At 41.5% G+C, this 26392-nt stretch carries 19 protein-coding genes; 11 read left to right on the plus strand and 8 right to left on the minus strand.

The features are described 5' to 3' along the window. Positions 1-14 precede the first annotated feature (14 nt). Both FCN25_RS01805 and FCN25_RS01810 read left to right on the plus strand, forming a co-directional pair. On the plus strand, positions 15-1220 hold the full coding sequence (locus FCN25_RS01805; RefSeq protein WP_137221442.1) for an MFS transporter: 1206 nt from the start codon (positions 15-17) through the stop codon (positions 1218-1220). 359 nt (positions 1221-1579) lie between these two features. Continuing rightward, a complete protein-coding gene (locus FCN25_RS01810) occupies positions 1580-1756 on the plus strand; it encodes a DUF6435 family protein (protein ID WP_137221445.1) in 177 nt (58 codons plus the stop codon). A gap of 36 nt (positions 1757-1792) precedes the next feature. Here FCN25_RS01810 and FCN25_RS01815 read toward each other — a convergent pair whose 3' ends face one another. Continuing rightward, positions 1793-2257: a lysozyme inhibitor LprI family protein gene (locus FCN25_RS01815; RefSeq protein ID WP_137221447.1), complete on the minus strand. Its 465-nt coding sequence runs from the start codon at positions 2255-2257 to the stop codon at positions 1793-1795. A 446-nt stretch (positions 2258-2703) separates the two neighbouring features. Between FCN25_RS01815 and FCN25_RS01820 the strand changes: the two genes are divergently transcribed. Continuing rightward, positions 2704-3033, plus strand: a complete 330-nt coding sequence (locus FCN25_RS01820; protein WP_137221449.1) for a hypothetical protein — start codon at positions 2704-2706, stop codon at positions 3031-3033. Between the two features lie 37 nt (positions 3034-3070). On the opposite strand, the gene msrQ is transcribed toward FCN25_RS01820, so the two are convergent. Together msrQ and msrP are read right to left on the minus strand one after the other, a co-directional pair. Further along, positions 3071-3676 (minus strand): protein-methionine-sulfoxide reductase heme-binding subunit MsrQ, encoded by a 606-nt coding sequence (gene msrQ / locus FCN25_RS01825; RefSeq protein ID WP_137221451.1) that lies wholly within the window; start codon positions 3674-3676, stop codon positions 3071-3073. Further along, positions 3676-4713, minus strand: a complete 1038-nt coding sequence (msrP, locus tag FCN25_RS01830; RefSeq protein WP_137221453.1) for a protein-methionine-sulfoxide reductase catalytic subunit MsrP — start codon at positions 4711-4713, stop codon at positions 3676-3678. Before msrP ends, msrQ begins: the two co-directional genes overlap by 1 nt. A 307-nt stretch (positions 4714-5020) precedes the next feature. Here msrP and rmuC point away from each other — a divergent pair, with 307 nt between their 5' ends. The 8 genes from rmuC to recD all read left to right on the plus strand — a co-directional run bounded on the left by rmuC (position 5021) and on the right by recD (position 22769). Next, complete coding sequence (rmuC, locus tag FCN25_RS01835; protein WP_137221455.1) at positions 5021-6517, plus strand: DNA recombination protein RmuC; 1497 nt, start codon at positions 5021-5023, stop codon at positions 6515-6517. Positions 6518-6673: 156 nt separating this feature from the next. After that, positions 6674-8602: a transglycosylase SLT domain-containing protein gene (locus FCN25_RS01840; RefSeq protein WP_137221457.1), complete on the plus strand. Its 1929-nt coding sequence runs from the start codon at positions 6674-6676 to the stop codon at positions 8600-8602. A 273-nt stretch (positions 8603-8875) separates the two neighbouring features. Continuing rightward, positions 8876-9787, plus strand: a complete 912-nt coding sequence (locus tag FCN25_RS01845; protein WP_137221459.1) for a MoxR family ATPase — start codon at positions 8876-8878, stop codon at positions 9785-9787. Between the two features lie 27 nt (positions 9788-9814). Next, the gene (locus tag FCN25_RS01850; RefSeq protein ID WP_137221461.1) at positions 9815-10933 is read left to right on the plus strand and encodes a DUF58 domain-containing protein; all 1119 of its coding nucleotides are present in this window, start codon (positions 9815-9817) and stop codon (positions 10931-10933) included. Further along, on the plus strand, positions 10930-12987 hold the full coding sequence (locus tag FCN25_RS01855) for a DUF3488 and transglutaminase-like domain-containing protein (protein ID WP_137221463.1): 2058 nt from the start codon (positions 10930-10932) through the stop codon (positions 12985-12987). The genes FCN25_RS01850 and FCN25_RS01855 overlap by 4 nt, the downstream gene beginning before the upstream one ends. A 103-nt stretch (positions 12988-13090) precedes the next feature. Next, positions 13091-16900, plus strand: coding sequence for an exodeoxyribonuclease V subunit gamma (recC, locus tag FCN25_RS01860; protein ID WP_137221465.1), 3810 nt, complete (start codon positions 13091-13093; stop codon positions 16898-16900). Beyond that, entirely contained in the window at positions 16900-20712 is a 3813-nt protein-coding gene (locus FCN25_RS01865) for a UvrD-helicase domain-containing protein (protein ID WP_137221467.1), read from the plus strand. The genes recC and FCN25_RS01865 overlap by 1 nt, the downstream gene beginning before the upstream one ends. Then, complete coding sequence (recD, locus tag FCN25_RS01870; RefSeq protein WP_137221469.1) at positions 20706-22769, plus strand: exodeoxyribonuclease V subunit alpha; 2064 nt, start codon at positions 20706-20708, stop codon at positions 22767-22769. The genes FCN25_RS01865 and recD overlap by 7 nt, the downstream gene beginning before the upstream one ends. Positions 22770-22998: 229 nt before the next feature. Here the strand turns inward: recD and FCN25_RS01875 are convergent, their stop codons facing one another. The 5 genes from FCN25_RS01875 to FCN25_RS01895 all read right to left on the minus strand — a co-directional run bounded on the left by FCN25_RS01875 (position 22999) and on the right by FCN25_RS01895 (position 26378). Beyond that, positions 22999-23310, minus strand: coding sequence for a hypothetical protein (locus FCN25_RS01875; RefSeq protein WP_137221470.1), 312 nt, complete (start codon positions 23308-23310; stop codon positions 22999-23001). 337 nt (positions 23311-23647) lie between these two features. Continuing rightward, positions 23648-23983 carry a hypothetical protein gene (locus tag FCN25_RS01880; RefSeq protein WP_137221472.1) on the minus strand — a complete coding sequence of 112 codons (336 nt, stop codon included), beginning with the start codon at positions 23981-23983 and terminating at the stop codon, positions 23648-23650. Positions 23984-24402: 419 nt separating this feature from the next. Beyond that, on the minus strand, positions 24403-24804 hold the full coding sequence (locus tag FCN25_RS01885; RefSeq protein ID WP_137221474.1) for a hypothetical protein: 402 nt from the start codon (positions 24802-24804) through the stop codon (positions 24403-24405). Positions 24805-25081: 277 nt separating this feature from the next. After that, complete coding sequence (locus tag FCN25_RS01890) at positions 25082-25357, minus strand: hypothetical protein (protein ID WP_137221476.1); 276 nt, start codon at positions 25355-25357, stop codon at positions 25082-25084. Between the two features lie 277 nt (positions 25358-25634). Next, positions 25635-26378, minus strand: coding sequence for an NYN domain-containing protein (locus tag FCN25_RS01895; RefSeq protein ID WP_137221477.1), 744 nt, complete (start codon positions 26376-26378; stop codon positions 25635-25637). Positions 26379-26392 lie beyond the last annotated feature (14 nt).

Raw genomic sequence — 26392 nt, forward strand, 5'->3', positions numbered from 1 at the left:
CAACAGGATTTTTTATGACATCGGCTGCAGCATTACCTAGCCAACTGAACACCACCGCCATTTTACTAGTATTAGCTTTAGGCACATTTATATTAGGATTATCAGAGTTTTCGATGATGCCAATGCTGCCATTAATTAGCGAGACATTTGCCTCAACACCGTCACAAAGTGGTTATGCTATTAGTGCTTATGCGATAGGGGTTGTTGTAGGTGCACCTATTTTAATGTTGACAACAGCCAACATTAAAAAACGTCATGCCTTAACAATATTTTTAACATTAATGTTTATTTCTAATGGCTTAAGTGCCATGGCAACCTCACTTGAGCAGCTTATTGTATTTCGCTTTTTAAGTGGCCTGCCCCATGGCGCTTATTTTGGTGCCGCTATTTTATTGGCTGCCGATATTGCCCCTCAAAATAAACGCGCAAGTTACATGTCTAAAGTATTTATGGGCCTAACCATAGCCACCATTGTAGGGGTTCCAATTGTCACTTTAGTCGGCCAAAACTTAAGTTGGCGTTATTGTTTAGCGGGTGCATCTGTCCTCGCCTTAATTGCATTAGTATGCGTATATGTGGTGATCCCAAAAATTGAAAACAACCAACCATCAAATTTAATCAATGAGTTTAGCGTGTTAAAGAATAAATTGGTCTGGTCAATTCTTGGCATTGTCATTATTGGCTTTGGTGGCGTATTTTGTATTTACACTTACATCGCCGATACCATTTTAGTGGTGACTGAAACACCGGCATACACAATTTCAATCGCAATGGTTATGTTTGGTATTGGTTGTACCTTAGGTAACTATGTATTAGGCAAAGCAGCCGATCGCGCCGCCTTAAAAACCACCGGTATCGCTTTAGTTTGTACTATTATATTTTCGCTTGCCTACGTCAGTGCCAGCCATAATATTTGGTTATTGTATACGGTGATTTTCTTTATAGGCTGCAGTGTGGGTTTAGCTACACTCATTCAAACCTTACTCATGGACGTATCGCCAAATGGTCATGCAATGATAGGTGCATTAGTACAATGTTCATTTAACACCGCCAATGCTATCGGCCCTTGGGTGGGCGGCATGTTTATCGCACAAGGGGCAATGCCTAACGAGACTGGTTATGTAGCAGCAGTGCTATTTGCCGGCGGCTTAATGATGTGGCTGTTAAGTTATCTGCAAATGAGTAAGAAAAATGCTCAACTAGAGCAGTGTTCTGCGTAATCTCATTGCCAATAACAAGATGTAATACGAGCCGAAAATGATTTACTTTGGAGTGAAATACACTCCAAGGTAAAGTAACAATATGATAATTAAAGCTTAAAAAATCCAGTTTAAGCTTTTAAAAAATAACATTTTAACCAGCATTCCTTTTGCATAGCTTACCAAGAAATGACATTTTTATTGATAATGCCAACAGTTAATAATTTTATGTAAAGTATAAAAAGCAAATATAAAACTAACTATAAATCGCATCGCATTATTGAACTAAAAGCTAATTTACGTCGTATTTAAAAACAAGATTCATCAGTAGAGTCTCAATTACATTCACAATCACATTCACAATTGTATAGAGGCAAAATATGTTGTCATTCTTTAAGCCTAATCCAGCCAAAAAATTACGTAAAAGCTATGATTTAATACTTGAACAAGCCATGCAAGCCCAGCGTAAAGGCGATATCAAAACCTATTCATTACTCACGGCTGAATCAGAACAGATTTGGGATAAAATAACGGCTTTAGAAGCTACCAGTAAATAACCGTCGTTTATAAAAACATCTGATTAATGTCAATAATTAATGCGGCTCAGGTAATATCGGCGCACTAGAGTCCATAAACGTTAAATAGTCTTGCCAAATATTATGAGTGCGCTGCACTGTAAGTTGCAGCATACATCCTTGGTACATCACGCCTCTTATACTGCCATCTCGCCACAATTGATATATAGCATTACAATAAGATTCTCTATACGTTAACCAATCTCGTTGCGACAGTTGAAGTGCTTCAACCGCCTTTGGATCATCATGATATTGCTCATTAGCTTTAGCGATATATTTATCTAACCTAAGCTGTGCCTCATCGGTTTTCTGTCTAGCGCAGTCATTCATTTCACGCGTATTAACGGGATCATTGCAATCAGCCGTTGCTTTATAAGGCATTTCATTTCGGACTGTCTCTGTTTGAACAGTCTCTTGCGCCCAGCTCCCATCACTTAGCACCATGATGCAAACCAATAGTCCAAACATTACAACATTTTTCATTATTGAAACTCCATATTGTTTTTCAATCTATTTAACCTCAATTTGAGTTAAGAGATGGGTAACTAAAGACACAAATAATTCAACTATTCTATATTAAGCTCGCCATTAGGTTTATTAACAATAGTAATGCGGATTAATTCCATCAAGCGAAGTAATACAAGAGAAAAGTAACAGAATAATGGCAACAAACATCATTTAATCCTTAACGAACGACTTTGGATGAAAAACATCATTAATGATGATAAATTAATCAGTAAAAATAGGAAAACAGACATGTTAATTTAATAATCTGTGACTAATAGTCAAAAACGACCTTTAATTCAGCGTTATGCTGTATAAATTAACGTCAACTGTAATGTTATTTGACACAAGATATTACGTTAATGATGACACTTTTATGCCGTTAGTGGTCACATTGGTTATGGCAGGTTATTGAGGAGGATTTTATGTGGTGGCGAGTAACCATTATCAGCTTGGCTTACTTATTATTGGGCGCACATTTTTTACGATTTGATCAACATATATTGGCCATCATAGCCGTGAGCTTACCCTTGCTGTTATTAATTAGGCATGCATTTATACACACATTACTCAAACTCGGTTTACTGATCAGTGTGGTATTTGTATGGTCAGTTTCTACGTTTAACTTTATCGACATGCGTATGTCACTTGAACAACCTTGGTTAAGGTTGGCAATTATTATGATATCGGTAATGGCATTTACTGTGTTTGCGGCGTTTTCAACTAACGGCCTCAATCATAAATTAAGACGTTAGCATAAACTATGAAGCTAGCATAAAAGCTCTGCTAACATTATTTGTTCGGTTTCAACCACTTATAAATACTGTCTTTGCGGTAAAATAACAAGGCCGCAAAGAGTACAATATAAATACTGGGTTCGATAATTTCCGACTTTACTGACCAGTAAAAGTGGATTGGTGCCAATATTGCTGCCACATAAATCCAATTATGCAATGATTGCCAGCCCTTACCCATACGGCGCTTTATACGATTCAAAGAGGTAATCGCCAGTAACAAAATGATAATCAAGGTTGCAGCACCGACCAAAATATAGGGCCGCTTAATCACTTCTTCGAACAATAAACCCCACGCAAACAGCAAATCTAAACTAATAAACGCACTTATGTGTAATAGCGCATAAGCGCAAACATACAAGCCTACCAAACGACGAGTTTGCATCAGCGCCGCTATTTTAAATCGTTTGGCTATGGGTGAAATAAGCAAAGTCACTAATAAACTATTAATCGCGCCCATGCCGGTGTAGTGAATAATATACTGCACCGGATCGCCACCCGCGTTGTCGGTTAATACTAGCGCCACGAGATAAAAGGCTGGCAATAAAAAGCTTATATGCAACAACACCTTTAACCAAAACAGACCTCGAGGACTAATCCGCATTAATAAAATTTCCTCAAATCGATATTTTTGTATAAATCAGCCACTGAATCACCATAACCGTTAAACATTTGGGTTGGGATACGTTTAGCAGAAAATAAACCGCCTTCACCAATGCTGCGTTCAGATGCCTGCGACCAACGAGGATGATCAACCTCTGGGTTTACATTGGCGTAAAAACCATACTCACTTGAGGCCAATTGATTCCAACTTGTCGGAGGCTGTTTATCCATCACCCGAATCCGCACAATAGACTTGATACTTTTAAAACCATATTTCCAAGGCACAACTAAGCGGATTGGAGCACCATTTTGGGGCGGCAAGGTTTTACCGTATAAGCCTACGGCTAAAAACGATAAATCGTTCATTGCCTCAGCAACTGTTAAGCCCTCAACATAAGGATAGTGGATCCCCCCGCCCATTAAGCGGCTCTTTTGCCCTGGCATTTGGTCTGGGTCAAATAGCGTTTCAAAGGCAATATGGGTCGCATTACTTTGCACGCCTGCTTGTTTAAGTAAGCTGGCTAACGAAAAACCGACCCAAGGAACAACCATCGACCATGCTTCAACACAGCGTAAGCGATAAGTGCGTTCTTCAAGGGCAAAACGGGTCGTCAATTCATGTAAATCTAGGGTAATCGGCTTATCAACTAAACCGTCGATAGTTAACGTCCAAGGATCAACCTTAAAATTTTGTGCATTATCAAATGGGTCCGATTTACTGGCACCAAATTCATAGAAATTATTATGACGAATCACTTTATCTTCAGGTGTTTTCGGATTAGGTAATACAAACTTGGCTGGAGTAGCGTATTGCAGGCCTTGAGTCACGAAAGGATTTTGCGCTTTTTGCTCGCCAAATAAATCAAAAATACCGGCTTGAACCTGACCCGGCAAACTCGCTCCCAATGCACCTAACCCTAGAGCTTTAATGATGTTACGACGATCATTAAATACCGATTCAGGCGTAACTTGGTTATCAGGAATATGCCAAGAAGCACGTTTATGTATGCCTTGAGTAAAACCTTTTTTACCGGTCATAAATCACCTCGTTAAAATATTTATCGACAGCCAAGTATTAGTATCATCTGCCTTACGCTACTCAATAGACAGGAAAAATCAGGCTTTTATTGCAATTGACCGCAAAAAAATACTAAAAATATCTTCAATCTGTCTTTATCAGTAAAGATCACATAAATGCCTGCAACTTTACGACTAATACGAACTGATATTACGCTTAGATTTAATTTTAATCATTATCCACTATTTCATTAAATCCTTAGTTTACCCCTTGCAGGCGTTTATTAGCCGTGCGACCCTTAGCTATTATTTTCTATCGGTTTTTGTTATGCCTTTTGCTGTGTCATTAACGCCTCCTCAAATTGCTGCTTTGGTTGCTGTTGCATTACTCGCCTTTCTTATTGGCGCCCTAATCAATCAACGCTTAACACGTCAACGATGGGAGCAGCTCAAACTGCAACATGAACAGCAAACACTCCAACAACTCAATGAAGTTCAAATTGAAATGTCGAGATTACAAGATAATCTCGATGATAAGATTGATCACAGTAATCATCTGCAAAGCAAAATAGAAGATTTGATTGCCCAGCTTTCTAGCGCAGAAACCAAAGCCGACCGAGTTAATCTTGTTGAACAACAAATGCTCGAAGCCCAACATCGTTTAATGGAGTCACAGCTCAATTTAGCCAAATCTAACGCTGTGCAACAAACCATTCTGGTTAAAGCAGAAACAGAACAAAAATCATTACAAGATAAAATCGTCTTGCTCGAGTCTGCAGAGGAACGCCTTAAACTGCAATTTGAAAACCTTGCTAATCGTATTTTTGAAGAACGCAGTGAAAGCTTTAAACAACAAAACGTCTCACAAATGGACGGTGTGCTCGGGCCGCTAAAACAACAGTTAGAAGGCTTTAGACGTCAAATTCAAGAGTCATATACTCATGAGCAATCTGAACGTAGCGCATTGAAACATCAATTAGATAATTTACGCGATCTCAACTTAAAAATGAGCCAAGACGCCATTAACCTGACGAAAGCATTGAAAGGTGACAACAAGCAGCAAGGTAATTGGGGGGAAGTCATTTTAGAGCGGGTATTACAAGAAAGTGGTTTACGTGAAGGCCACGAGTACCAAACCCAACAAGATTTAAAAGACGACAATGGCAAGCGGTTTAAGCCTGACGTTATCGTCCATTTACCCGAGCAAAAAGACGTGGTAATCGACGCCAAAATGTCATTAGTCAGTTATGAACGTTACTTTAATAGCGAAGACAAGGACATTCGTGACCAAGCGATAAAAGAACATGCATTATCGATTAGGCAGCACATTAAAGGCCTTAGTCAAAAAGATTATCACAAACTACATGGTCTCAAAAGTTTGGACTATGTGCTAATGTTCATTCCCATTGAGCCGGCATTTTTACTGGCCATAGAATACGATTCGAGCTTGGTTAATTTCGCCCTTGAGCAAAATATCATGCTGGTAAGCCCAACCAATTTACTGGTGGCCTTACGCACGATTAATAATATATGGCGTTATGAATATCAAAACCAAAATGCGCAAAACATTGCTAAACAAGCCAGCCGCATTTATGACAAATTATGTGGTTATCTAGAAGATATGGATAAACTCGGCCGCGCCTTAGACACCGCAGATAAAAGCTATCAAAATGCGATGTCCAAGTTGTCTTCAGGTAAAGGCAACCTCATTAGGCAAGCCCATCATATGCAACAATTAGGCGTTGATACCAGTAAACAGATAGACAAACAATTGCTCAATCGAGCACTTGATGAGTCTGTCGAGAAACATGAAAGTAATGGCTAACTGATAATGGGTAACGGATAAATAGATGATGATTAACCTTTATTTAGGTAACAAACCTCATTGTCCTTAACCAGCGTAAAACAACTTATATAACAAAAAATTGATATAACAAACACTGATTACTAACGAAATACTGAGGCGGAGATTCTCATTTAAATGCGTAACACTTGGGCAAACACTTTTATTACTGGCGCATTATTACTTAGCACATCGTTGGCTTTTCTTAGCCAAGCGCATGCGTTGACATCGCAGCAGCAAACTTACCTTGATGCTCGCCAAGCATTGGATAAAAAACAACACGATAAATATCAAGCCTTACGCAAAAAACTCGCCGACTATCCATTAACGGTTTATCTTGACTACCACGCAAATGTAGACAGCATAGTGCAATCTCCTGGTGACAAAGCGCTCAATGCAATCAACCAATTCGATACCACGCCACTTTACAATAATCTGCGTTATCGATACCTGCTTAATGCGGGTAAAAAACAACATTGGCAAGATTTTTTAGTGATTTCGCCAGACACACCAAATGATATCCGCCTGCAATGTTATTACTACCAAGCACAACTTGATGCCGGTAATAAAGCCATGGCATACAAGGGTGTAGAACGTATATGGGTTCACGGTTATTCTCGTCCTAAAGAATGTGATGCCGTGATTAATCAATGGACTAAAGCCGGTTATCGCACCCAAGAATTAATATGGGCACGTATGCTGTTGAGCTTCAATGCTAATCAGTCAAGTTTATTAAGCTATTTATCGCAAAAAATCACCCAACATAAAAGTGAAGCCAAATTACTATTGTCGGTTTATCGCGATCCCAACATTTTGCGTCATATGAAGAAATTTTCCAGTTCCAAGCCTATCATTGGCGATATTGTTGATGCTGGACTGCGTAAGTTGGCTCGCAAACATTTACATCAAGCCATTAAATTGTATGTTAAATACCAAAAAACAAATCGTTTTAGCGATGCGTCCGGTCGCCAACTTAATCGCTATTTAGTTCGTAGAGCACTAATTAAGCAAGACCAACAATTGGTGTCGCATATTGATGCCATGCTGCCATTACTTCAATCTGATGATTTATATGAAATGCGCCTGCGTTGGGCCATTCGTGAGCAAGACTTAGACACAATAGATAAATATTTAGCCCTATTAAGCGATCAAGGCAAAGCTGATCCACGCTGGCAATATTGGCAAGCTAAGATGACCTCTCGTCATGACAAAAACCGTGCAACTCAATTACAATCAACCTTAAGTGGCGAACGTAATTTCTACGGTTTTAATGCAGCAGAAGCCTTAGGCAAACCTCTGGCGATGAATGATGATAATTTAACGCCTAATCCAGAGTTGCAAGCCGCATTGAACCAAGACCCTGGGCTTGCTCGCGTGGTTGAATTAATGGCTTTAGATAAGCAAATTGATGCCCGTAACGAATGGCTGTATTTAATGCGCCGCCATACCCCTGAAATGACCGCACAATATGGTTTATTTGCCTTGAACAACGGCTGGCATGCATTCAGTGTTGAATCCAGTATTCAAGGCAAGTTATGGGATTCAATAGCACTACGTTTTCCAGCGGCATCCAACGATGAATTCGTTAAAGCCAGCAAAAAGTATGCAGTGAATATTGATGAAATCCGGGCTATTTCTCGTCGAGAAAGTGCATTTTATCCATACGCGACCTCAGGTGTAGGTGCCCGAGGATTAATGCAGTTAATGCCAGCTACAGCCAAACAAACGGCTAAAAAGAACAAAATCCGGTTTAATAATGTTAAAGATCTGTACGACCCTAAAGTGAACATTATGTTAGGCAGTGCTTATTACAGTGAGTTACTTAAACAGTTTAATCAAAACCGCGTGCTAGCAACAGCAGCTTATAATGCCGGCCCTGGTAGCGTTAGACGCTGGTTAAGAGCCTCTAATGGAAGCTTAGATGTGATGAGTTTTATTGAGACAATTCCTTATACTGAAACCCGCGAATATGTTCAAGCGGTACTGAGTTATCGAATGATATTCCAACAAAAGAACACATCAACTGAAGGGATGTTTAGCGAAAAAGAATTTAGCTATCGTTATTAAAGCTTATTAATTGTTACCGATACCGCCGCTATCTGGCGGTATTTTTTTGCTTAATGCGGGTGAGCAAGGTAACGTATGATTTTAATCGCATAATAAGAACATTAGCCCAGTATGTGTAAGGTTTATTGATGCTTTAGCTCATCACGTTTATAAAACATCAATCTTTAAACACAATCACGATAGACCTTACCAGTAAACCATAATGATAAAACATCACTACACAGTGGCCTCTAATAAACCCACAACGGTTTATTACCAACAGTTGGAGTTTTCGTGTCGCAATCAACAATTCAAACATTACTTAACCAACTAAGCCAAGTTCTGCTAGGTAAACCTGAGCAGATAAAACTTGCCGTCGCTTGTATCCTCGCCAAAGGTCATTTACTGATTGAAGATTTACCCGGTATGGGCAAAACCAGCTTATCCCAGGGCATTGCCAGCAGTTTAGGCATGAGTTACCAGCGGATCCAATTTACCAGCGATATGCTACCGGCTGACATTCTTGGCGTGTCCATCTACAGTAAAGAACAACAACAGTTTATATTTCATAAAGGCCCGATATTTAATCAAATGTTGTTGGCCGATGAAATTAACCGCGCCAGCCCCAAAACCCAAAGTGCTTTACTCGAAGCCATGGCAGAGCAACAAATTACTATCGATGGCATCACCCACCCTCTGAGTTCACCGTTTTTTGTTATTGCCACCCAAAATCCGGTTGATCAAGCTGGTACCTTCCCGTTGCCAGAATCACAACTCGATCGATTTATGATGCGGATTTCCATCGGATATCCCAGCGCAGAAGCCGAGTTAGCCATGTTAAAGTCGCGCACTCAAGCCAATAAACCAGCATCATTATCACAATGCTTAACCCCGCAAGAGTTAATGTTACTGCAACAACAAGTGGCGCAAGTGTCGGCATCTGATGCTGTGCTGAATTATTTAATTGCCTTGGTCGATTATTCTCGGCAACACAATACCGCCAACGGTTTATCGCCGCGCGCCAGTATTGCTCTGCTACAAGCCGCTAAAGCATGGGCTTTTATCAACCAACGTCAGTACGTGGTACCCGAAGACATTCAAGCGGTATTTGCCTCAGTTGCCGAACATCGCATTCGCAGTAGTAGTCAATTTCAAGGCCAAGCCTTGTCTGACACTATCCTCGCCAGCGTTAACCCAATTCGTTAACCCAATATGCAAATAGTGCAGACTCATATGGCTAAATCGACCGCATCAACCAAATCTGCTTCACCAACTTACGCCAATGATGCTATTAAGCAGTCTAGGTTACGTCGGTTAATTCCAGCATCGTTAACTCGACGCTGGTCAAGGTGGATAAGTAAACGCTTGCCACCGCAAAAGCAGATTACCCTCAGCCATAAAGGCATTTTTATTCTCCCAAGTGGTTTTGGATTAGTGTGGATTGGGCTAATCGTTTTACTGTATTTGTTTGGCACCAATTATCAAAATAACTTAGTGATAGGGTTAAGCTTATTACTCGCCAGTGTGTTCCATACCTGCATAATTTACAGCTATAAAAACCTTGCTGGTTTAACATTTAATGCCGTCACACCACCGCAAGGTTATGCTGGTGACAATATGCCATTTCCCATCATGTTAACTGGCCATACTCGACAACATAATCCCGATACCACCCACCAGCAAATTTGTTTGCAATTTAGTTATCAGCGCCATGTTCGTGTTAAACAAATGCACGAACAAACCATAGCGACTGTGCCATTTGAACACCCTACACGTGGCAAGTTAAATCCTGGACGGATCAAAGTTTCATCCTACTTTCCGTTAGGATTATGCCGCGCATGGTCCTATGTCGACTTAGACATCCATCATGTTATTTTTGCTAAACCAGAAATGTGTGACATCGAACTTTCAAGCCACATTAGCGACAATGATAACCCTAATGAACACGGAAAATTGCGCCCAGGTGTTGACGACTACAAAGGCTTACGCAGCTATATTCCGGGTGAATCACTCAAACAAGTAGCATGGAAACAATGGGCTCAAGATAAAGGCATGTTATCCAAAGAGTTTGCTGAACCAGAAGGATTACCCGTTTGGTTAACCTTGGCCAATACATCAGGCAATGACATTGAACACAGGCTCAGTAAACTCGCATGGCAAGTTGATAAGTTAAGCCAATCCCAGCAAATATTTGGCTTAATTTTGGATGACCATATTATCAATCAGCAAACAGGCGAAGCACATCGAGTGGCCTGTCATACTGCCATTGCGACTTACCATGCTCCCACAAACATGAACCCAGATTTTAATCCGAGTCATGTGGCAACCCAATCCGCGGGTGAATCATCATGACCGATAACTTTGATGCCATCATTAGCCGCAATACCTTGTTTTGGTTGTTAATCACTAATGTCGCCATCCTGAGCCCTTTGTATCAACAAGCGACTTTATGGAGCATTGGTATTTGTGCGATTTGCTTTGTTTGGCGCCTGGGGATTTTTCTTGGCAAAGTGGCGGCACCGCCAAAAATATTGGTAACCTCTTTAGCCATTGGCGCCGCTACCACCCTCGCCTTAGTGTCCAGTGAAATAGGTTTACTCAATGCGTTGGTTAACTTATTAATTTTAGGTTACGCATTAAAATACATTGAAATGCGCGAACTCAGAGACGTAAAAGCCATTGTGTTGGTGGGCTATTTTCTTATTGGTCTAACCTTACTTGATCAACAAAGCATGCTTAATACTCTGCATTTATTAGCCGTGGCTATTATAAATACCGGCGTGTTAATCAGCGTCTATCAAGACAAATCAAACAAGCTGGCCAACCTAAGTTTTAGTCTTAAAATAATTCTCCAAAGTCTACCGTTAGCCATATTACTGTTTGTGGTGTTCCCCAGATTAGGCCCGCTATGGTTAGTGCCGAATATGAAAACAGCCAAGACGGGTTTGTCTGATGAAGTGTCATTTGGTGACATTAGTAAGCTAACTCGTTCAGCAGAGCTAGCCTTTAGAGTTGGTTTTGATAATCCAGATGGCAGCACCCTAGGGCCTGCCAACCAAGACTTATATTGGCGTACCTTGGTGATGGAAAATTATGACGGCAAAACCTGGCGTCAAGATCCCAGTATTCAACAAGTTCAGCGACAAGCATACTTTAACAAGCCCATGCGCCAGGCCCCTAACACCTCGACCAAAGCTAGCAGTAAAAAAATCGACTATGTGGTCATTAGCGAACCCAGTCATCAAAAATGGCTATATGGCTTAGATGAAGCATTTAGCCAAAATGATCAAGTGGTTGAGTTAGCAGATTATCGCTTGTACTCGTTAAGGCCTGTCGATCAGCGTATGAGTTATAGAGTCACCTCATATCCTGACACTATTATGGATCTCAAACTCGACTCACATACTCAGCAGCTAAACCTTGCGTTGCCAGCCAATAGCAATCCAAAAACCCGAAAACTCGGTTTGCAGTTCGCCAAAGATTATCCAGATCCACACGCGCGCATTAATGCGATGATGAATTACTTTGCTGAACAAGCCTATTACTACACCTTGAGTCCGCCTCGTGTCGGCGAGCAACAAATTGATGATTTTCTGTTTGAAAACCGTGCAGGATTTTGTGCTCATTACGCCTCAGCACTCGTGTTTATGGCACGCGCTAGCGGCATTCCAACCCGTATGGTAACGGGTTATCAGGGCGGAGATTATAATGCTAAAGCGGGCTATTACAGTGTTTATCAATACATGGCCCATGCGTGGACCGAAGTGTGGTTTGAAGGCCAAGGTTGGCAACGTTTTGACCCTACCGCGATGATTGCACCACAGCGGGTGTTAGATGGCTTTGATGCCACCTTTGACAGCCAAAGCAGCTACTTACAAGACAGCCCTTTTAGCACACTGCACATGAAACAATACCCGTGGTTAAATGAATTACGCCAGCAGTTTGCCAGTGTCGATTACTACTGGAGTGTGTGGGTATTAGGTTTTGACGAGCAACGTAAACAACAAGTGTTAGCAAAATTATTGGGTGATGTTAGCAGCACTAAAATCGTCTTACTGATGATTGTTAGCTTTATCATTATCGCATTGGTTATTGCCTATTACGCCGGGTTGTTCAGTGTTGATCGTCAACAAGATCCGCTTAATAAACGCTATCAACTCATTTGCCAACGCTTAGCGAAAAAAGGCATCGCCCGTCAACAAGGTCAAGCACCGTCTGCCTACGCCACAGCGGTTAACGCCCATTTAAGCGCCCTTGCTCCTCAAGTGGCAGCGGACTTTACAGCCCTAAGCGATGCCTATGTAGCACTTAAATATCAACCGCTGTCGGAATCACAAACCCAGCAACAGCAACAACACTTTAAGCAGTTGTATCGTCGATTACGTTTACGACTGCTGCGCAATTGAACTTGTGCACAACATCAGCAATCATCCTGATTATTAACGGTTTTGATTGATGATTTAAGGCAGAGTCCATAGAATGAATTAATCTCAAATTAGCGGGTCGCCCATGCTTACTTTAATTCAATCTAATCAGATGGAAGTGTTATCTGAACAACTGGCCAAACTGTTGGCTATTCGTTTAGATAACGTCAGTTTATTAGCCAGTGAGCATGTGTTAGTTCAAAGCCCCGGGATGTCGACTTGGCTGCGTTTAGAAATCGCTAAACACAATGGTATCGCCGCCGCATTGTCGTTCCCGTTACCCTCTAGTTTTACCTGGCAGTTATGCCACGACTTGCTGCCCGATGTACCAAAAGATAACGCCTTTACTAAAGCTGCGATGACCTGGAAGTTAATGGACTTATTACCAAGTCTGCTAGATAACCCAGATTTTAGTCCACTCAAACAGTACTTATCGCCTCAAGTTGATACCACTACTGATATTGCTGATACAGATATTCTTGATACAGATGTAGACGCGAATACTGATACTGATATTGATACTGAAACTAATGTTCATACAGCAAACAGCCACGCCATATTGCAGCTCAATCAATCACATGATGCAATTAAGCTATTTCAATTGTGTGGCCGCATTGCCGATATTTTTGACCAATACTTGGTTTACCGCCCTGAGTGGATTTTAGCGTGGGAGCAAAACCAGCCGTTATCAAGCATCGACAACCGCCTAGCATTAGATGAAAACCAACAATGGCAACCGATCCTGTGGCGAGCATTAATTGACTATAACCAACATCATTTGCACGCCAGCCATTATCATCGCGCCAATTTACATGCCGATTTAATTGCAACCTTGGCCAATCCAGATACCGATTTATCGATGTTGCCCGCTCGCTTATACGTGTTTGGTATTTCGTCCATGCCGCCACAAACTCTTGATGTGCTGTACCATTTAGCCAGTCGCATTGATGTCATTATGTTGTCTCTCAGCCCTTGCCAGCATTATTGGGGCGATATTATTGAGCCGAAAACTCGCGCCCGCATGGCGTTGCAATATGCCAACAAAAAGCAACTCGACCAAGACTGGGAAGACAAACTCGAAGTAGGTAATCCTATACTGGCTAATAATGGTCAAATGGGCCGCGAACTGCTGGATTTATTACTATCTCTGCCGCCAGAACACACCGATTTTGGTTACGACTGTTATGTTGAGCCCGAGCCGAATAATCTGCTGCATGGGGTGCAATACGATATCTTACAAATGGAAACACTCGGTGAGCCATTAGGGCCAAACGCCAGTGTTTATCAAAACATTCATGCTCGCCGCACCTTATTACCTAGTGATGACTCAATTACCTTACGCAGTTGCCACAGTGCCCTGCGCGAAGTTGAAACCTTACACGATCACCTTTTAGAGCTGTTATCAAACAACAGCGACTTAAGCCCTAAAGACATCGTGATCATGATGCCCGATGTCGCAGCGTATGCTCCGTATATTGATGCGGTATTTGGCACAGCCAACAGTCAGTATTTTGCCGACAAAAATCCGCAAAAAGGCGATTACTACATACCTTACGCCATTGCAGACAGGGGCGCAGCGCAAGAGTCGCCGCTGATTAATAGCTTTTTAAGCCTGTTAAATATCAATCAAAGTCGCTTTGGCCTCACAGACATTATTGGTATTTTAGAAGTGCCTGCTATTTTGCGTCGCTTCCAACTCGATGATGACGAATTATCATTAATCCGCCGCTGGCTAGACGATGCCAATGTCCGTTGGGGCCGCAGTGAACAAACTCGTAGCCAACTAGGTGTGCAGCCTTTTACGCAAAACTCATGGGCATTTGGCATTAAGCGTTTAATCCTAGGCTACGCTTTTAACGACGATGCCGATATTTATCGCGATACTTTAATGGTACAAGGCATTGAAGGTCAATCATCGCAGGCATTAGGTAAGTTGCTCAACTTTTTAGAAACCATCGACACTTATTTTAACTTATTTGCCAATGACTACAGCACCGCAGAGCGCCTTGAACAATTACAACAACTACTCGCCGATTGCTACGACACCACAGATGATGAGCGTGAACAAATTCAAGCCATTCGAGATGCATTAGTCACCCTAGACACTGAGCTTGAAAGCGCCGGTCATCAAGGCCAAGTCGATATTGAAGTCCTAAAGCAGTGGTTTAATCAGCGCTTAACTGAATCTCGGGTCGGCCAACGTTACCTTGCTGGTAGCGTGAATTTTTGTACCTTAATGCCAATGCGCTCAATCCCCTTTAAAGTGGTGTGCTTGCTGGGAATGAATGACGGTGTCTATCCGCGGGTACAACATCCTGTCGGGTTTGATTTAATGGCGCATTTTGGCCCTAAAAAAGGTGATCGCTCGCGCCGATTAGACGACCGCTACTTATTTTTAGAAGCATTACTGTCGGCCAGAGAGCAACTTTACATCAGTTATATTGGCCACAGTGAGCGCGATAATGCTGAGCGCATTGCCTCAATGCTAGTGTCTGAATTGGTCGAATATTGCCAACTCAGCTACCTACCGCAATCCTTACAGCAACAGCTTGAACAGCAAGTAGAAATCAATCTTGATGATGCCGACAAAGCCGTACTGGCACAGCTTATTCAAGCACAACCTTTGCAGCCTTTTGACGCTAAACTTTTCCGAGAAACACCACAATCGGCTGATAGTGTGAATAAGCTGCAACACAGTTTTAATGCCCAATGGTGTCCGCCACCAGCCAATGCGACCATTAACAATCACTTTTTTGAGCAAGCATTACCTTTGTTGGCCGAACAGGCAGATGAAGTATTTGCCCATACTCATATTAATAGCGAAGGCATTAAAGTGGTCGAACTCGAATTGTCGGCATTAATCCGTTTTTATCGTAATCCAGCGCAATTCTTTTTCAACCGCAGTTTAAAAGTCGATTTATCACTGGATATTCAAGCCGATGACAATGACGAACCGTTTAGCTTAAATGCACTCGAGCGTTATTTATTGCAATCACGCATGCTCGACAATGCCATTGAACATCAACTCGACAGCCCAGATCTCGAATTACTCAGCAAACTCAAAACCAGCGGTGAATTGCCCATGGCGCCGTTTGACGACTTGCTAATTAACCAATATTTACGCGATATATCGCCGTTGATTAATCGGGTGCAGTTTTTACAAGACCAACAAGCCATGCTCACGCTGAATGTTGATCTTAACTTTGATTTACCGATGCAAGATTTTCCAGCGCATGCTCTATCTGTGCAGGGTTTACCAGAACAAGCAGATACAACCCATTCGTCCATCGTGCGAGTCAATCTTGTCGGCCGTATTGACGACATTTTGCCTAAAGGCTTAGTCAATTACCGCCCCGGCACTGCCCACGGACGAGATTTTATTCGAGTATACTTGCGTCATTTATGCATCAACGCCATGGCCAATTCGTCCACCTCGGGCATGGGTAAAAATCAATTCAGTTACTTACTCGACATTGGCCATTTTCATGCCTTTGCGCCTATCACTGCTGAACAAGCACAGGCACAACTCATGCGCTTTATCCGTGGTTTTATTCAGGGGCAAACTCAACCCTTGTGCTTTATGCCTAAAACGGCTTTCGCCTATGTTGAAACCGATGGCGACCATGAAGAAAAGCTGCTTAAAGCCCAGCAAAAATGGGATGACGGCCAAAACCAATTCGGCGAAGGGCACGACCCACATAACCAGCGTTTATTCCATTTTCCAGAAGACTTTAGCGAAGCGACATTTGGGGCATTAGCCATCCATTTACTGCAACCCATGTTAAGCCAGTATCACAAAGATAAATTGGCAGAATTAGACACCTTTGTCAGTGGCACCGCGGTTGATATTCAAGCGCAACTCATTGCCAACGCAGCTAAACTAGGAGCGCATTAATGGACGCTATTACCGTGACACCGCTTAATGCCCTCACCTTACCGTTTAGCGGTTCCAGCTTAATTGAAGCCAGTGCTGGTACGGGGAAAACCTATACTATTTCTGGTTTGTATTTACGTTTATTGTTAGGCCACGGCGGTAAAGCACCACTAAGTTGTGAGCAAATTTTGGTGGTTACTTTCACCAACGCCGCCACTGAAGAACTCAGAGACCGAATTCGTAAACGGATTAACTTAGCGTTTAAACGCTTTTTAGGCTTAGCCGTCAATGATGAGTTTATTGAACAGCTTTACCAAGACACCTCGGAAGATGAACGTCCTATTGCGTTAAGACGCTTAGACTTAGCGTTAAAGTCGTTAGATGAAGCGGCCATTTTTACCATTCATGCCTTTTGCCAACGCGTGTTGTCAGACATGGCATTTGAGTCGTCATTACTATTTGAGTCCGAATTTACCCTCGACGACAGTGAGTTTTTACACCATGCAGTGCGCGATTTCTGGCGTGAAGTGTGTTATCCATTACCGCCCTTTTTAGCCCAAGCCATTAGTGATGTGTTTGCGGAACCTGACGTGTTAGCACAAAAACTGCGACCGTTATTAGGTGCAAGCCAAGCGGTATTGTCAAAGCAGCCACTGGCTTTTGAAACCCTGCAACAACAGCTAAGCCAAAGTATCAGCCGCTTTACCTTATTGTGGCAAAGCCTGCACGACAGCACCCTTGAATTATTGCAATCGCTACCATTAAACGGTCAACGTTTTGGCAAAGGCGCCGACGGTTATCCTAAGCTAAGCCAACTGTTTGATAGCATTAGTAACTGGGTAAAATTTGGCCAAGGATTACCGCCAATAAAAGCGCTGGAGCAATTGGCATTATCAGAGCTTAAACTCAATAAAGGTGGCGTTATCCCCAGTGCAGATGAAGCGCCGTTACTGGAGCATATTGAGCAATTACTTGAGTTAATTAATCAGCTTATTCCGTCATTTTTAGTGCGCGCCCGAGAGGGTATTCGCCAACGCTTTGCCGGCCAAAAACAGCAACGCAATTTAATGACACCCGATGACCTATTACTCAGCTTAGCCATGGCGCTCAGCCAAAACCCGATCACCCTCGCCCATGCCATTGCTAAGCGTTTTCCGGTCGCATTAATTGATGAGTTCCAAGACACCGACCCATTACAATTCACCATTTTTAATCAGGTGTATCAACAGCCGTTAGCATCACAGCTGGACCTAACCGCAGATACAAGGGTGAACAGCCCAGATGTCATTAGCAATAATGATAATGGTAATGACAACAACGATGATGATGCTAACAAGGGTCGCTTAAGTTTATTAATGATTGGCGATCCTAAGCAGGCTATTTATGCTTTCCGTGGTGCCGATATTTACACTTATATTGCCGCGCGCCAACAAACACAGGCCCATTATAATCTTGACACCAATTACCGTTCATCCACTCAGTTAGTCAATGGCGTTAATCAGCTATTTAGTCAACACCAAGACCCGTTTATTAGCCAAGCTATCCCCTATGATATTGTTAAAACCCCATCATCGGCAGCCAATAAACACCTGAGTGAAGCGACAACCAATCCAGCGGCGTTGCGGATCCGCTTATTAGCCGAAGACGATGTTAATGGCTTAAACAAAACTACCGCAAGACAACGCTTAGCCGCTGATGCTGCCAGTGAAATAAAGCGCTTACTCACCGAAGCTCAACAGGGATTATGTAAAGTTAATAACAGCCTTGAACAGGAAGCTAAACCGCTCATTGCCAAAGACATTGCCATATTGGTACGCGACCGTAACGAAGCGGCCGTGATGAAAGCGGAATTATCAGCACGTAAAATTGGCGCGGTATTTTTAAGCCGAGACAGCGTATTTAACACCATTGAAGCCCGTGAAATGGCGATTTTATTGTATGCCTTAGCCACGCCTAAAAATGAACGCGCTATCCGCGCCGCACTGGCCACTGAGCTTGTTGGTTTTAATGCCCAACGGATCCATCAATTTAACCAAGATGAAGAACAACGCCAGCAGGTATTAGATCAATTCACTCATTGGCATCAGTTGTGGCAACAACGCGGCGTTATGCCTGCGCTGCTTAACTTTGCCAGCGAAACCAAGCTAATTCATCGTTACCTATCGCAATCTGTCACGGCTGACATTACTAATGACAACAGTTATGGCAGCAATAGTGACAACAGCTTTAATGATGCTGATGACGACAACGCAGCAGATCTTAAAGCCTCTGGCGAAAGACGCTTAACCGACTTTAGGCATTTAGCCGAATTACTGCAGCAAAAGGCCACTGAGCTAGATGGCAGTAGTGCCCTTATCAATTGGTACGAGCAACAACTGATTGGTAACAATGGCGGTGATGAGCAGCAACTGCGCTTAGAAAGCGAGCAGAACTTAGTGCAAATTGTCACTATTCATAAAAGTAAGGGCTTGGAATATCCGGTATGTTTTGTGCCGTTTGTTAGCCTAGCCCGTGGCAATAAAAAACGCCCTGCGCCGATGATGTACCATAAAAATGAGCAGCTTATTTGGGATATCGACGCGACCGACGAAGGCTGGGAACAACTCAAACAAGAAACCCTCGCTGAAGATTTACGCCTACTGTATGTGGCGTTAACACGGCCGGTTTACGTGTGTTATTTGTATATTGCTAACCAAAGCCGTCAATTAAAGGCGGGGATCAGCAGCCAATTACATGAAACAGGTATCGGTTATCTGTTAGGCATTACCGACAAGAAAACTGACTTTGCTCTTATTCAAGCCAAAGTGAATGCAATTGTCACGTTACCGGCAATGAGTGTGGAATGCTTAGGCAACGATATTGACGATTCAGTGCTCGCCGATATCCACGACAATAATGACCCGCTAGCGGCCAAAAAAGTCACTCGAGTACAGAGCCTTGCATGGCGTGTTGGCAGTTATTCTGGCTTGGTGAAACATCTGCCTCACGAGAGAGTCGCGCCCGGTGCCGACGATGAAGACTTCACAGATGAGTTAATCCAATTACAGTTACAAGATGAACTCACCAGCGAACCAGAACTTGATCGCTTTACCTTTGAACGCGGCGCCAATGCGGGTAGTTTTATGCATTTAGTGTTAGAACTGTTTGATTTTACCCAAGCAGACACCGAGCTGACGCCTGCGCTAACGAAAGCCATGAAACAATATGGATTTGACGAAGCCCTATGGCAACAACCATTAATGGACTGGTATCAGCAAATATTGGCCGCGCCGCTGTTTATCGAGCCATCGTCACAGGACACATCACTGACATTAAGCCAATTAGGCATGAAGCAAAAAATGGTCGAAATGGAGTTTTATTTGCCTATTTCAACCTTACAAGCATCGCAATTAAATCATATTTTGCAGCAGCACGGTTATGTCGCCGGACTCGACTTTGATACTCTAAAAGGCATGTTAAAAGGCTTTATCGATTTAACCTTTGAGCACCAAGGTCAATTTTATATTGCCGATTATAAGTCTAACCATCTGGGCGATAACTATAACGACTACACTCACTCAGCCATGGCTAAAGCCATTGATGCTCATCGTTATAATTTGCAATACATCTTGTATACCTTGGCGTTGCATCGTTACTTATCGCTTAGATTACCAAACTACAATTATCAAGAGCATATTGGCGGCTGCTATTACCTTTTTTTACGCGGCATGCATCCTGAGCATCCTGGTGCTGGGGTATTTTATGACAAACCACCGCGAGCATTAATCGAACAACTCGACCGCTTATTTACAGGCAATACAGACAATCGTGCGCCGGAGACGTCATCATGCTAATACTCACCCATCCAATCACTGAGTTATTGCACCTTTGGCAAGAACAGCGGCTCATTACTGCACTCGATCGTCATTTTGCTTTAGAGCTGGCCAATATTGAAACCATCAATAACGATCCCGCAATTAGCGAACAACAGCCGAAACTGTTCTTGCTTGTTTGCGCCATGCTTAGCCAGCAATTGTCGAATCAGCACAGTTGTTTAGTCATCGAGCAAATTGATTTAGCCAATCCCATGGCAGAAGACAACCGCGGCAACGCGGAAATCAATTGTCGGATTAACCTTAACCATCAACAATTGATTGAACAAATCGCGCTATTTGATGCCGTCGGCCAGCCCGGTGACAACAAACCAATGATCTTTGAGCATGGGCGTTTATATTTAAATAAGTACCATTTCTTTGAAACTCAAGTGGCGGCTAAGTTGACCCAATTAGCCAATCAACAAATTGAAATCGACCTAGCTAACAGTAATCTGCCGCAACTCATTGAATGTTTATTTACCGCAGAAGACAGCAATAGCAGCCCGTTTAACTGGCAAAAAATAGCCACGGCAACAGCCTTAGCCAAAGCATTAGCGGTGATCACTGGTGGCCCAGGAACCGGTAAAACCACCACAGTAACTAAACTATTATTGTTACTGTTAACCCAGTCGCCGCTAACAATCCGTTTAGTCGCGCCTACAGGTAAAGCAGCAGCAAGGCTGAGTGAATCGATCAAGGCGTCTAAACATCGTTTACTGCAACAGCTCACCCAAGTCAGCGACCCAGCAGTGGCGAAAGTATTAACTGATTCGCTAAAACAAATACCTGAAGAAGCTTCAACATTGCATCGACTATTGGGGGTTATCCCAAACTCGTACCAATTCAGGCATCATCAGGATAACCCGTTGCGCTTAGATTTACTGGTGGTCGATGAAGCATCGATGGTCGACTTACCCATGATGTACAAATTACTCAGCGCCCTACCGTCTCATGGCCGCTTAATATTGTTAGGCGACCAAGATCAACTCGCATCAGTAGAAGCTGGCGCAGTGCTGGCGGATATTTGTGTTGGCTTAAAACAAACTAATCAGCAACAGGCATCACCATGGTCAATGCGTTACAGCGCAGCACAGGCAAAGCTCATTGAGCAATTAACCCAACAAGATGTCAGTCAGTTTATTCATCAACAACCTAAAATTGGTGACAGTTTGTGTATGTTGATGCACAGCCATCGTTTTAAAGGCGATGCCGGTATTGGCCTATTAGCCAATGCGGTTAATCAATCTAATGTGCATGCGATTCGTCAAGTGTGGCAAGATAATCATGCCGAATTGAATTGGTTTGAACATCAGCATAATGCCCTGGGAGATAACACAGGTAAACAAGCATTATTGGCATTATCGGTGCAGGCTTATGGTGAGTATCTGAGTTTGGTACAAGAAAATCAGCAAAGGATAAATCAACAGGCCATTATCGATCAAGCGGATCGACAAGACAGCGCCATAACACTACCGAATTCTGAACAAACCATCATCGACAGCTTTAACCAATATCGAGTCTTGTGTGCCATGCGAGCAGGTGAATTTGGGGTTGAGGGAATGAATATCGCCATCACCGACAGCCTTAAACACGCCAAACTGATTAATCCTCAAAATGAGTTCTATTTAGGCCGACCGATCATTATTCAAAGTAACGATTACAACTTAGGCTTATTTAATGGCGACATTGGTTTAATCTTGCAAGACAGCACTAAGCCAAGCCGTTTAATGGCCCACTTTGTTATGGCCGATGGCAACCTGCTTAAAGTATTACCCGCACGCTTACCAAGCCACGACACTTGCTACGCCATGACAGTACATAAAAGCCAAGGCAGCGAGTTTGATAAAGTCAGCTTTGTATTGCCACATAAACCCAGCTCCGCCCAATGGCAGCTACTCAGTAAAGAACTGCTTTACACCGCCATCACCCGCGCCAAAAACCATTTCTACTGTTTAGGCACTAGCATGATATTTGAAAAAGCCAGCAAACAAGCAACATCACGGGCATCGGGTTTAGCGTGGAGATTGTGGGGCTGATTGTAGTGTGAGCGCTATTTCAAGGTAAGCAAGTGCTCAATAACAAACAGATATTGACGACATAATATTGATGAACACGGAGACGCCGGCAGTTGATTTTTAAATCAGCTTCCATGCGGGATTAGCCAAAACATCCATGTTTTGGATACTCGCTAACTCATCGGCTTATATCGTTTTATTATCTTCGATGTGGCTTTATGTGACTAACTTAGGTAATTTGTTATGCACCTTACAAGCTAGTGTAGCTATCATTAACTTCAACGTTGATATACCCCTGCTGATTATCCAATACAATTGAAATAGTAATAGCATGTAAGCTTGAGCTTTCATCTCGAATTATGCCCTGAAATCTATTGGTGTATTTGTCATAAGTGAATGGGATATTTTGGGCGTTAAGATAATTCTCAATAGCTTTAGCATCATCTCCAACTTTTAAGCTTTGAACAATATTTCTCTCAACTTGTTCCGAAGTTGACTCAGCTTTTTGTCCACATCCAAATAAAAAAGCGATAAAGCATAAGACTATATGATAATTACGCAAAACTTGAATCTCTCTTTGGCACTTAACGTTTTAGTATTTGTGCGTTGCGCAGTTTGCATGCCGCAAACAGCTTGTTAGACTTGCCCTATGCCGAGTCAAGGTTAATTGATAAGTTTTATACTAAAGAAGTTTTCTTTTATGATGCAAGCTCTGGGCTGAAGAGCAATTTTGAATTGATTACGAGGCTTTATTTGTACGTATTTCATTGAAATTCCCTTGCCATTGTGGTGTTCCATCACATCTTTTCTAAGTCTAGTTGATTCAATAACTATAGTTCAATCTATTGAAGCATCATTTTGTTCCGCACAGCAGCTTAGTTCAACGCCAAATTATGTTGCTAGTTTGAAGAAACATACATAACCCAAGATCCAAGAGCAAAAATACTGGCAAAAATGGTTAGTATTGAACAAATTTTAGCTAAAACTGACCATGTTTTTTTTCCTTGATATGTACTCGCAGACTTCCAGACAGCAATACTAATCAAGATAAAATAAACGGACTTTAAACAATCTCCGATAATTAGCGACTCTACCGTTGTTAATTTTGAAACAATTAAACTAATAATTGCACTTATTAAAACGAATCCAGCCCAAAAGACATCAACTAATCTAAAACCACCGGAAAATAGTTTTTTAACAAAATGTTGTTTTTCTTCTAATGCAATATCATTCATTTCGAATCTTCCTTTTGCAACAAGGCAAAACTATGCCACTCATTTTTAAGACAATTAACATAACTGCTTTTAGCGTTGATTGCGATAGCTTTCTGACTATTCAAATGTAAAAATTGAACGCAAATCATCAATAAACTGAGAGTTAGTGGGAAATGGTGAGCAATGAGGTAAACCCAACGCAGCACTAACAGCTTAATTGATATTAAGCGGGAAAGGATACTATTGTTTAAGTGCTAGAACCAACAATTATGAGTGGCCATTCTTTAGTATTCTTATTTCTAAAAACACGATGATTTGACTGCTACCAGAATACGAAGTAGATGGCTTTGTTGATTAATTTAAATTTAACTGCAAAAGCAGCTAAATAATTTAGGGGCGTCTATTGACTGACGGGAGGTTCATATATGTTTTGTTATATTTTAATTTACTTTAGTTGCATTAATAACGATTGAACTACAATCACCAGTAACATATGGGCCAAGAACAAACTTTAACGATGAAAAATGATACTCTAAATCGCAATATTCATATATTGATTCCAGCTGTGAATTTTTCGTATAAAATCGAGCAACAATAAGGCTTTCATTTTGTTGAAGAATTAAAACTGAATTAGATGATAAAGAATTTTTAACATCTTCTTGTTGTGTACCAACCTTAGGTTTTGGTGCTTTAACAAAAGTGGCAATTAAAGCATCTTTTACCTTTAAAGGGTTACTTTGCTCAGCTTTCATCACTTCTTTGACTTCAGGCTCGCTGATAGATGAACATGCACTGATTAACAATATCAATATCGTCGCCAATCCAACTCTACTTTTTTGCACTGAACGCTCCTTAAAATATAACGTTATGGTATTTATCTGTTGAGCGATTTACAAAGAATAAATTATTTGTTGGAATTGGTCGATACCAGGCAAGAAATTAACCAAACAAATTAACCATGCCACCCATTTTATTGATTGACTGCCAATTCATCTCTAGAAATAAACAATTAATCATGCCACCCATTTTTATTGCCGATTAACAGGGTGGCTTTTTAGCTTCAGTTCTTGAACTGTTATTGACTTGATAAAGAGTAACATCCCAAGTATTAGGGTTGGTTCACCCCTTGGGATAAAGACGACTTGCCAGTTCTTTTTTATATTTACGTTCGGTTACGTACCACATGGTTACACCAAATAATAAACCAGCTAATGGCCAAACAATAATGTGAACGCTTGCGGCTTTAGAAGTAAAACCATCTACGAAAGGCTTGTTCATAAATGCCATTATGATGAACATTGGTAAACCATATGACAAAACGCCTCTAATTAGAAAAAAGTTTAACTTACCTTTTTCGCGAGTTAGTTCCCATGCCTTGAATTGATCATCCTTCATCTAAAATATCCTCCATAATTGATTTACATATTACGCCCTAATAATAGGCGAAAATTATTGGCTAAGAAATTAACTGTGCTCATTATCCAATTTTGCTGTCAATAATTGTGGGCGGCATTGTTTAAGTATTCACTAGACAGAATTTGGACAAAATTGCGTTTTTTTATTAAAAATATAGAGTAATTAGAGTCGTTAAAGCTATATAAAACGGTTAAATACTAGTTGATTAATATGTTTGAGAAACAAAAAGAGCCAACTTTAAATTTTTTGTTTAACACTATTTTATTGGCCTATAAGCAACAATATGAACAGTTCCTTTGCCTTTATATTTAGTCATTTCAAAATGCTTATCAAGAATTTTAATTATCTCAGGAAATTTACTAACACCATATGTCCTAGGATCAAAATCAGGCATTGATCTTTTTACAAAACTTCCTGCTGAGGATAGGTTTGCCCAGCCATCATCATCTTGAAACTTCTTCCAAGCTTTTTTGAGAACAGGTACTAGAGCCTCTACAGCTAGGTTTTCGGACTTACTAACCGCAGCTGATTTGTTTTTTGGAACATTAACAATATCTGTATCTAAATTCTCTGTAAAGATGAAGTCGTCACAAGCGTTTCTAAATGCTATAGGAGTCTTCTTTTCCCCTACTCCAAAAACCAGTATTTCTGACTCACGTAATCTAGACGCTAATTTTGTAAAATCACTATCACTAGAAACCAGAGCAAATGCATCAAATTTATTAGAATAAAGTAAATCCATCGCGTCGATTATTAACGATGCATCTGTAGAGTTCTTGCCTGTCGTGTATGCGAACTGTTGAATTGGTTGAATAGCTAATTCATTCAACGAGACTTTCCAGTTTTTCAAATATTCACTAGACCAGTCTCCGTAAGCTCTTTTTATAACGACATGTCCATGCGCAGATATTTCATCCATTATTGTTTTAATTTTTGAATATTGTGCATTATCAGCATCAATTAGAACTGCAATTTTTTTGTGGTCATCTAAATCTTTCATTTTATATCTCGGAT

Origin of the sequence: Shewanella sp. MEBiC00475 (genome assembly GCF_005234075.1) — a bacterium.
Lineage (GTDB): Bacteria > Pseudomonadota > Gammaproteobacteria > Enterobacterales > Shewanellaceae > Shewanella > Shewanella polaris.

Bases quoted from the DNA above. Each gene is read 5' to 3' on its own strand.
- recC (WP_137221465.1), top strand. From the start codon at position 13,091: ATGCTTACTTTAATTCAATCTAATCAGATGGAAGTGTTATCTGAACAA.
- msrP (WP_137221453.1), bottom strand. From the start codon at position 4,713: ATGACCGGTAAAAAAGGTTTTACTCAAGGCATACATAAACGTGCTTCT.
- FCN25_RS01840 (WP_137221457.1), top strand. From the start codon at position 6,674: ATGCGTAACACTTGGGCAAACACTTTTATTACTGGCGCATTATTACTT.
- FCN25_RS01855 (WP_137221463.1), top strand. From the start codon at position 10,930: ATGACCGATAACTTTGATGCCATCATTAGCCGCAATACCTTGTTTTGG.
- FCN25_RS01850 (WP_137221461.1), top strand. From the start codon at position 9,815: ATGGCTAAATCGACCGCATCAACCAAATCTGCTTCACCAACTTACGCC.
- FCN25_RS01810 (WP_137221445.1), top strand. From the start codon at position 1,580: ATGTTGTCATTCTTTAAGCCTAATCCAGCCAAAAAATTACGTAAAAGC.
- FCN25_RS01895 (WP_137221477.1), bottom strand. From the start codon at position 26,378: ATGAAAGATTTAGATGACCACAAAAAAATTGCAGTTCTAATTGATGCT.
- rmuC (WP_137221455.1), top strand. From the start codon at position 5,021: ATGCCTTTTGCTGTGTCATTAACGCCTCCTCAAATTGCTGCTTTGGTT.
- FCN25_RS01805 (WP_137221442.1), top strand. From the start codon at position 15: ATGACATCGGCTGCAGCATTACCTAGCCAACTGAACACCACCGCCATT.
- recD (WP_137221469.1), top strand. From the start codon at position 20,706: ATGCTAATACTCACCCATCCAATCACTGAGTTATTGCACCTTTGGCAA.
- FCN25_RS01890 (WP_137221476.1), bottom strand. From the start codon at position 25,357: ATGAAGGATGATCAATTCAAGGCATGGGAACTAACTCGCGAAAAAGGT.
- FCN25_RS01880 (WP_137221472.1), bottom strand. From the start codon at position 23,983: ATGAATGATATTGCATTAGAAGAAAAACAACATTTTGTTAAAAAACTA.
- FCN25_RS01815 (WP_137221447.1), bottom strand. From the start codon at position 2,257: ATGAAAAATGTTGTAATGTTTGGACTATTGGTTTGCATCATGGTGCTA.
- FCN25_RS01865 (WP_137221467.1), top strand. From the start codon at position 16,900: ATGGACGCTATTACCGTGACACCGCTTAATGCCCTCACCTTACCGTTT.
- FCN25_RS01820 (WP_137221449.1), top strand. From the start codon at position 2,704: ATGTGGTGGCGAGTAACCATTATCAGCTTGGCTTACTTATTATTGGGC.
- msrQ (WP_137221451.1), bottom strand. From the start codon at position 3,676: ATGCGGATTAGTCCTCGAGGTCTGTTTTGGTTAAAGGTGTTGTTGCAT.